Raw genomic sequence first — 8,932 nt, 5'->3', positions numbered from 1 at the left:
CTAATGAGCGCTCGTGTGGATCTGTGCGGGGGGCGATCAGTAATGATCGTCCCTACCGCGACCTCATCGAGCTAATCGTTACTTACGGCAAGCCGACTCTGTCGGTACCAATCGTGGTCTGCCCTTATACGGTAGCGAATGCAGACACTGTCCATCGCTCAATGGACGCTGGCTCGGAAGAAAATGTTTCCGGTCTGACCTTTGGGGCTGAACCAGTTCCCTTCCGCGCCAAAGGCGAAGACTTCTCCGACGCTGAAACGATGATTCAAGTGAACGACCGCGCCCGGCCTCACGTCGTACTTTCCAACCAGTGATGGTGATGATGCTCCCGCCTGGCTAAACCGCGTGTCCCCTCGAAAAAGATCGAAAGACCCGCTCGTGCCGCTGCTTTTATCCAACTGGATCATCACATCCAGCTCGCCGCCCTGCGTAAAGTCGCGCGTGTCCACATAGAAGATGTTGTAAGCGTGCGCCCCCCGCCCGGGGGCCGTGATCTGAGCGTGGCCGTCGATGGAGGGTGCCGTTCGTGTCAGCTTCGCAGTGTGAAAGTCCGGCGTTGCATTACCGCCCGCCGGAGCTGGCACGGCAGTCGTGTGACCGGAAACCTCACCGCTCCCCGCCGCAGGTGATGCGGCAGGCGCAGAGGATGCCGGAGCACTAACGGCAGGCTGACTCGGCGCACTCACAGCGATACTCGTTGGCGTCACTGCCGACGGACCGCCCTGCAGCGGGGCTACGCGGATCTTCGCATCGACGATGCCGTAGTAACTGAAGAGATGACCCTCCACTCCATCGTTCGGCAGACCCGACATCATCAGGTGCATCTCCACAAATTGTGCATGTTCCCAGCCGCCTATAGGCGTTATCTGGTAGAGCACGCCTCGCTCCTCATTCGGGTCATACTGTCGAACCAGCTTTGTTACAGGCACATATCCGCCTTCGCATGCCTGCCATTTCGGGAAGTTATGACCGTGTTCCAGCTGCGAGCGGTCCATTGGCGACAACGCATCCACCGCATCCGGCGTAAGGCTCGAACACTGGGCCGCGTCCTTTGAAATCAAGGCAGTTTCTGCATCGAGACTATGTACCGGCATCTTCCAGTGCAGCGCGGCTCGTTCCATCAATGTGGGAAGCATCGCATTGAATTCCGCTAAGTCGCCTTGGAATTCCTCCGGATGAAGCAGAGGGAGATTCGGATCTTTGAAACGAGAATCATGTATGCCGCCTCCGCCACCCGCGGGCAGATAATGCTCCCGCACCATCGGATTCATCTGCCCCGCTAGCGCGACAAGACAGGCATCGGTGAATTTCTGAAAGTTTGCGTCCTGCGGATGTACTTCCAGGTACATCACCGAACCATCCTCACGTGGCAGGGAAACCAGCACAGTATGCGCTTGCTGAACGTCAACAATCGTTGCCGGTGCGCGGTTTTGTCCCGGCGTCAGGTAACTCATCGCGTGTGCCATGTTGACGTCGTCCTGCGACCTCGCAGTAGCGCTCACCGGTAAATCAAACCGTATCCCGGCAACATTTGAATAGCCATTCACCGACATCACCTCGACGGGTGCCTTGTCGTCGACCTTCAGTTGAAGATGGACCCAGGGTCCAGTCGGTCGCATCGCGTTGGCGACGCCCGCCATCAACCCTCCCACAGCCTGCCCCGCTATCAGGGAGGTGGCCATCCCCATTCCCGCGCCTTCGGGAACCCATAAACGCGGTGAACTGACCGTGCCTGGAGGAATATTTTGCTGAAGGCCGACTGCCGGTCTCGTTCCCGAGAGATATGCGATCAGCCAGTGCATGCCGCTGTTATCGCAGCTCGCTCGAACCTGAAGTTGCTCAGGAGATCCCGGCGTGGGGTGTTGGACAAGATAGCCCTCGACCTCTTGCTGGTTCTTCATCCGGTTGTCGATATTCTTCAGGTTCCAGGTGTTCGGACCTGAGGCTGGGGAGTTTTCCCGCTGCTGCTGGGCTGTCAGTGCGTCCACGCTGCCCAACAGCAGAAAATGAAGACAGAAGATCCTGCAGACCGCAGGAAGCAAGATCCCGTGCGAAGCTTTCATGTCGTCTCCCCCGAAGAATTGGTGCGCGGTTTGTCTATGCTTTGCAGACTTCTTACTGCTTTCAGAACAACGACGGTCCGGCAGCCTTCTGGATCGTCGTGATCCACACTCGGAAATCTCCGTCGGAGCTCAGCGTCTCACCCAGGTCCTTCCGCACATTCGCGAACATGATGGCAAACAGGCTGGTCGAGTCCATATTCAGGTCTTTGCTCGCACCCTGCGGATTGGTCTTCGCCTCCATGTCCTGAGTAGCGCGATCGTATGGGAGCAGCTTGTCCGGAGGTTCAGGCCCATCCGTACGGTTGATGCCCGTCGTTTGTTTGTACTCGGACTTTGTCTCGTTCAGGCTGAAGCCATAAGTCGGCTGAAGCTGGTTCAGGAACAAGTCGCTGTTGACGCACCACGGAAACTCGTCTGTCGTTTTCGAGCGAGTGGGATCGATCCACACCGTCGCCTTCAACTGAAAGCAGGGCTGGTACATCTTGCTGCTATTGGCCTTTCGGATCACTGCACGGTAGTCATCCATCCATCCTGACGGAGCGGAAATCACGGTGATGGCTATGTGCGGATACTGCTGGCTGATCTTTCCATTCGGGTCCCATTGCGGCAAAATGTTGCGCATGCTTAGCCGGTCAATCACAGACTTTCCTTGCGCCGCGTTGGTCACACCGTGCTTGATGGTATCTAAGAAACTTTCCTTCTTGAGTTTGCCCATATCCGGGCTGTCAGCTACCGCATTCGGTGCAACCGTTACCGGTCCTGCATCCGCAAGAGTCTCGCGACGGCCTGACAGCGGAGCAGGCATGGAAGGCGCAGAACTCATCATCGCCTTGATTACCGCGTCGCTTGCGCCAGCTTTCTTCAGGCGAACCATGTCGTCGGTGCTCAGGTCGAAGGTCTTCCCATTCTGCTGGATCTTGGCTACGACCAGGTCCGAGGAGAGCCCGGCGCTGAGCATCGAAACCACTCCATCGACCGTCAGTCCCGACGCCGAGGACGTTTCGGCATCGGCACCCGCCACATTCTTGCCCTTACCGCCCAGGTAGGCAGCCCATATTTGGTCGATCTGGGTCTTATAAGGGCCTCCGCCCGGAGGGTTCACATAAACCTGGATCTTTCCGTTCAAAACGTAAAGCATCGCATTCCCTGCGGAGCCGCTTATCATCACCATCTGCTGGTGGCCAGGTATCGGTGGGGGATATTCGGTGACCACATAACTTTTACCTTCCCAGGTAAGTGTGCTCTGTTTCTGGGCCGACGCAATGGCAGCGACCGATAGGAAGACGACTAGCAGAAATAACTTCTTCATACATCACACTCCTAAGAATCGGGCAGCAGCTGAATAGAAGGCGGCCTTCATCACCGCAGATGGCGCAAGTCTTCTCTGCGCATCCGGTGAGGCTGTGCTCTAATTGCTACAACTTCGAAATCCATCAGACTTGGGCTAGCACTAACTAATGCGCGAACCGGGAAAAAAAGCCGTCATCCTTTCGGAGAATGAAGTGCAAGAAACAAGTTCCCCTCATCAGGCCACCTCTCCGGTCACCGACCGAGATGCCCTGAACGAACTCTTTGAAGTCGTCTATGAGGAGCTTTGGCGACTTGCTTCTTCAATCCGGAGGCGTGATCCGGGCGCGACTCAGCACACAGGAACCTTGGTCCATGAGGCGTGGATCCGATTGAAGGACTCACCGCAGCTAGCTGGCCTTCCGCCATCGGAATTCATTGCGATCGCAGCACGCGTTATGCGGCAAATCCTTGTGGACGCGGCACGAAAACGTCACGCGCTCAAACGAGGCGGCGCTGGCGAAATTATCTCCATGGATCTGAGTAATTTCCCGGCACCTGCCTTTCCGCGCAGCGCCGAACTGATGACTCTTGATCGAGCTCTGACTCAGCTCGAGCAATGGAGTCCCAGACAAGCCACCATTGTCGACTGTCGCTTTTTTCTCGGGATGAGCGTATCTGAAGCTGCTACAAGCCTTAGGCTCTCAGAATCTTCCGTGGAGCGTGACTGGCGAGCGGCGAAAGCCTGGTTGAATGCGGCGATTGAGACAGACTTAAAGGATTGAATGCTGATGGATCGAGCTGATTGGGATCGCCTCCAGGCCGCTTTTTTGACTGCTCTTGAACTACCCTCGCCAGAGCGTGATCAATTCCTGCTAAACACATTCGGCAAGGAATCCCAGTTGCTTCAGCATGCGCTGGAAATGCTCGCCTCCGACAGGCGGAACGCCTCTTTTCTGGACACGGATGTTCGAGAGCTCGTCGCCGAGGTCTTTAACAACTCGTCTGACATTGACGCATCTCTGGTAGTTGGGCCGTACAAACTAAAAGAGTTCCTCGGCGAAGGGGGGATGGGGGTCGTATGGCTTGCGCAACGAACCGACGCAGGCAACGAGATCGCCATGAAGTTTCTTTTGCACGCCACTCTCTCTCCCCTGAGGCGCGAACGATTTTCCCGAGAGATTCGTCACCTCGCAAAACTAAATCACCCATACATCGCGCGGATGTACGACGCAGGTTCGTTGCTGAATGGAATCCCCTGGCTCGCTATGGAGTATGTCAACGGGAGTTCCCTTACTTTGTACTGTCGTCAACCGGGCCGTAAACCGGCCGAAATCCTAGAACTGTTCCGCCGCGTCTGTGAAGCGGTTCAGCATGCGCATCGACAGCTCGTCGTCCATCGGGATCTCAAGCCGTCGAACATTCTTGTTCAAAGCGACGGCACGCCAAAACTTCTCGACTTCGGGATATCACGTGAACTGCAACAGGCAAACGAGATCGAAGACATTGAAAATACTGCTCCGCATATGCGGTTTATGTCGCGCGCCTACGCCGCTCCCGAGTGGAAAGAAAGCGGGATCGTTGCTGCATCGAACGATGTTTACTCCCTTGGTGTTCTCTTCTACGAGATGCTAACAAGTGATTCTTTTCCACGGTTGGCTGAAGAACACACAGAGGAATCGCTTCCATGCCCTTCTGCGATCGTCGCAAATCGGAAGAAAACTTTCCTCTCTAAGCCAGATCCGATGTCCAGCCTTTCTAGAGGCTCATGGGACGACCTCGATCTTCTCTGCCGCACGGCTATTCGCCGGGATCCTGTCCAACGCTATCCGTCAGTTGAAGCAATCATCCGTGATATTGACCACTTCACTCATGCCGAGCCACTGGATGCTCGTCGAGACAATCTGCTCTATAAGGTAAAGAAGTTTCTTCGCCGGAATCGTACTTCTGTTCTCGCTACAGGTGTAACCATGGCCCTGATCGTCAGCACGATAGCCTTTTTTACATGGAGGCTCGCCCGCGAACGCACGAATGCGTTGATTCAGGCTGAACGGGCCGAACAGATTCAACGATTTATCCTTGGCCTCTTCGAAGGAGACGACAAGGAGGCGGGTCCAGGGCAAGATCTTCGGGTTGTTACGCTTCTCGACCGGGGCGCACCAGCTGCCCATGCCTTGATCACAGAACCTGCGGTCCAGGCCCAACTTTATTACACGCTCGGAACCATGTATACGAAATTAGGAAAGCTGGACCGTGCGGACGCCATGCTGGAATCGGCACTACATCTTCAGCAATCGGATCGTGTTGCGGACAAGTCCGCGCTTGCCGATACTCTCACGGCTCAGGGACTTCTACGCTCCGAGCAAGGCAAACCCGATCAGGCGGAACAACTCGTTCGTCAAGCGATCGCCTTGACCGACACCCGAAGCGCACACCAGCGGCCTTCAATGGGAAGGCAACTCACTGCGCTTGGCGAGGTGCAGATTAACCATGGCCAATATGCTCCAGCGGTCGCCGTTCTTAAACAAGCAGCAGCTCTGGAGTCTTCTGCAGACTCAGCTGCCGACTTGTCCGATACGCTCTCCGACCTAGCAGCCGCGGAGTTATATCTGGGGGATTATTCTAAAGCGTCAGAAATCGATCATCAGGTTCTCCAACTCGATCAGACAATCTATGCAAGCGATCATCCTCGACTAGCAGAAGATTTGCAAAACATAAGTCAAGTCGAAGATATGTGGGGAAGGTATAACGAATCTTTAGAGGATGAGCGCAAAGCCCTCCGTATTGATCAAGCCTGGTATGGCGAGGAAAATCCTAAGACCGCAATTGTCGAGACATCCTTGGCCAGCACACTGATTTATAACAACGACTACATCGAAGCAGAAAGTCTGCTTCAAAAAGCTCTCCACACTCAGGAGGTTACATACGGCGATGGTAGTCCGCATGTTGCCTATGTGTTGAACTCCATCGCAGGCGTTGAAAACCATAAAAAACATTTTCAGGCAGCCGAAATGGACTATAAGAGAATGGCTGCAATTTATCGTACTGCATATGGCGCAGACGATTATCGTGTCTCGATAGCTCTCTCAAACATGGCAGGTGTGCTTTTCAACGAAAAACGCTACGCGGAGTCCCAAGCCCTCTTTGAAGAGGCGATTCTGAAATACCAAAAGACGCTTCCGCCTGACAATCTCAATATTGGCATCGCTCAGATCAAGCTGGGCCGCGTCTTCATGGCTCAACATCGCTACCAGGATGCTGAACCGCATACTCTTGCTGGATACGATATCGTTCGCAAACAACAGTCTCCTTCGTCCAATTTCGTCCAGGGAGCACGTCACGATCTATCTGTCATCTATCAGGGGACGGGTCAGCTTGAGAAGGCAAAACTCTTCCAGGCCAAGTAAAGCATGGGAAGCTGGATGGCCACATCTTCAAGTTGATCCTGTGAAACGCTCTTCTCGGAAGTGACTCGCTTCCGTATCCCGTCTGGATGAGTGCCTCGCCCTGTTCTCATCAACTGAGATGCGGCTCTGGAATCAGCATCCCGTCGAAACCTCCTTCCCTGAGCGGCTTCGACCATTTCTTTAGGGACACGAGAATGAGCGATGCATGAAGCCCATTTCGATGCCCGCGTATACTTCCATCGATGTGTCTCTGGGTTGGAATAGAGATCCATATTTCCTACTGGTGCAATTCAAATGCTTGACACACAACGGATCACATCGGTGCGATTCTCGCGATATAAGGCTTTTCGTGAGTTTTCACTCTCTATCGACCGGTTCAATATTCTTGTTGGCCCGAATAACGCGGGAAAGTCAACTATTCTTGGGGCATTCCGTATCCTTGCCGAAGCCATCCGAAAGGCCAAGGCCAAATCGCCTACATTCGTGCAGGGGCCGACCGGAAGTGTTCTAGGCTACGAAGTCAATTTAGAGAACATCCCGGTAGCGACTGAAAACGTCTTCCACAATTATGACGAAGACCAATCTCCCACCGTTTCATTTCGCATTTCTAACGGAGATCACCTAACCCTTTTCTTCCCCCGACGCGGTATATGTAATCTCGTCTGCGACACGTTGGGCAAAACGATAAGATCACCCTCGGCGTTTCGCCAGCATTTTGGACTCGAAATCGGATTCGTTCCAATTCTCGGCCCCGTTGAACATAACGAACCGCTGTATCAGAAAGAGGCTGCTAGAGAAGCGGTGCTGACTCATAGAGCCTCACGAAACTTCAGGAATATCTGGCATCACTATCCAGAGGCATTTGCCGAATTTCGTTCACTCATACAGAGCACTTGGCCGGGGATGGACATAAAGGAACCAGAGATCGACTCTTCTTATGAAAAGCCATTGCTTCGCATGTTTTGTCCCGAAGAGAGAATAGACCGAGAGATATTTTGGGCTGGCTTTGGGTTTCAGGTCTGGTGCCAAATGCTGACGTTCATGGTGGTAAACAGAGACGCGTCTCTATTCATTATCGACGAACCTGATATCTATCTACATTCTGATCTTCAGAGACAGCTAGTAAGCGCTCTGAGATCGCTCGGGCCGGACATTTTGATTGCGACACATTCGACCGAGATCATCTCAGAGGCAGATCCCGATGAAATCCTGGTGGTTACCAAGAAGGCGCGGTCAGCAAAACGAGTAGGTGATCCCACTCAACTTCGCGCAATCTTTGAGGTCCTGGGTTCGAATTTAAACCCCTTTCTCACGCAGCTTGCGCGCTCCAAGAAACTGGTATTTGTTGAAGGAAAGGATTTCCAAATCATCGCGCGATTCGCAGCGAAGCTCGACGTTGGGATTGTTGCGACACGATCAAATTTTGCCATTGTGCCGACCAACGGCTTTAACCCGACGAAGGCCAAGATCTTCAGGGAGGGAGTAGAAGCCACGACTGGCTCGAAGGTTGATGTAGCGATAGTATTCGACCGAGACTATCGCTCAGACTTTGAGGTTGCCGCGGAAATCAGTGAAATGAAGACGTTCTGCGACTATGTTCACATTCATTCCAGAAAGGAATTGGAGAATTTCCTGTTGGTTCCAAGTGCCTTGGAAAGGGCGACTCTTCAAAAACTTTCAGAGCAGACAAAGCGGACCGGGAAGACATCATTATTTGCGGACAACGTCGACACGCTGCTATCCACCATAACGGATGGCATGAAACACGACGTGCAAGCGCAATACCTCAAAAGACAGCATCCATTTGCTAAATCTACTGAAAGGTCACTTGACGACACCACCGTGACGAGTCGACTCCTGTCCGCCTTCGAAGAAAAATGGAAGAGCTTGTCGAGTCGATTGAATCTAGTTCCCGGCAAAGAAGTGCTGTCAAGGCTCAACATATATTTACAGGGGGAATGGGGCGTGACGATTACCCCGAACGCCATCATCGATGCGATGACTGAACAAGAGGTGCCTTCTGAAATGAGAGAAATTATTAGCTCATTGGGGCAGTTTGCGAAGAAAGATTCAAAGTGATAGCACCAACTGTTGCCAAATCGCCGATGCAGTGCGCCGGGATAAACCGGCATGAAGCAGGGAATGCAAGAGTCCTACGAGAAAGGAGTAGCGAAC

Annotated in this window: 5 protein-coding genes; 3 read left to right on the top strand and 2 right to left on the bottom strand. The window is 53.5% G+C overall.

The features are described from left to right. Window positions 1-158: 158 nt before the first annotated feature. Together GSQ82_RS10390 and GSQ82_RS10385 are read right to left on the bottom strand one after the other, a co-directional pair. Window positions 159-2,063, bottom strand: a complete 1,905-nt coding sequence (locus tag GSQ82_RS10390; protein ID WP_158792236.1) for a hypothetical protein — start codon at window positions 2,061-2,063, stop codon at window positions 159-161. Between the two features lie 61 nt (window positions 2,064-2,124). Further along, the gene (locus tag GSQ82_RS10385; RefSeq protein WP_158792235.1) at window positions 2,125-3,372 is read right to left on the bottom strand and encodes a hypothetical protein; all 1,248 of its coding nucleotides are present in this window, start codon (window positions 3,370-3,372) and stop codon (window positions 2,125-2,127) included. A 148-nt stretch (window positions 3,373-3,520) separates the two neighbouring features. Here GSQ82_RS10385 and GSQ82_RS10380 point away from each other — a divergent pair, with 148 nt between their 5' ends. The 3 genes from GSQ82_RS10380 (at window position 3,521) to GSQ82_RS10370 (ending at window position 8,836) form a co-directional block, all read left to right on the top strand. Continuing rightward, window positions 3,521-4,135, top strand: coding sequence for an ECF-type sigma factor (locus GSQ82_RS10380; protein ID WP_158792234.1), 615 nt, complete (start codon window positions 3,521-3,523; stop codon window positions 4,133-4,135). Between the two features lie 6 nt (window positions 4,136-4,141). Then, window positions 4,142-6,757, top strand: a complete 2,616-nt coding sequence (locus tag GSQ82_RS10375) for a serine/threonine-protein kinase (RefSeq protein WP_158792233.1) — start codon at window positions 4,142-4,144, stop codon at window positions 6,755-6,757. Between the two features lie 294 nt (window positions 6,758-7,051). Next, window positions 7,052-8,836 carry an ATP-dependent endonuclease gene (locus GSQ82_RS10370; protein ID WP_158792232.1) on the top strand — a complete coding sequence of 595 codons (1,785 nt, stop codon included), beginning with the start codon at window positions 7,052-7,054 and terminating at the stop codon, window positions 8,834-8,836. Window positions 8,837-8,932: the final 96 nt, after the last annotated feature.

The organism is Granulicella sp. L60, assembly GCF_009765825.1.
In the GTDB taxonomy this organism is placed as follows: Bacteria; Acidobacteriota; Terriglobia; order Terriglobales; family Acidobacteriaceae; genus Edaphobacter.
The sequence above is the reverse complement of the archived record's forward strand: the minus strand, read 5'-3'. Positions and strand labels throughout refer to the sequence as shown.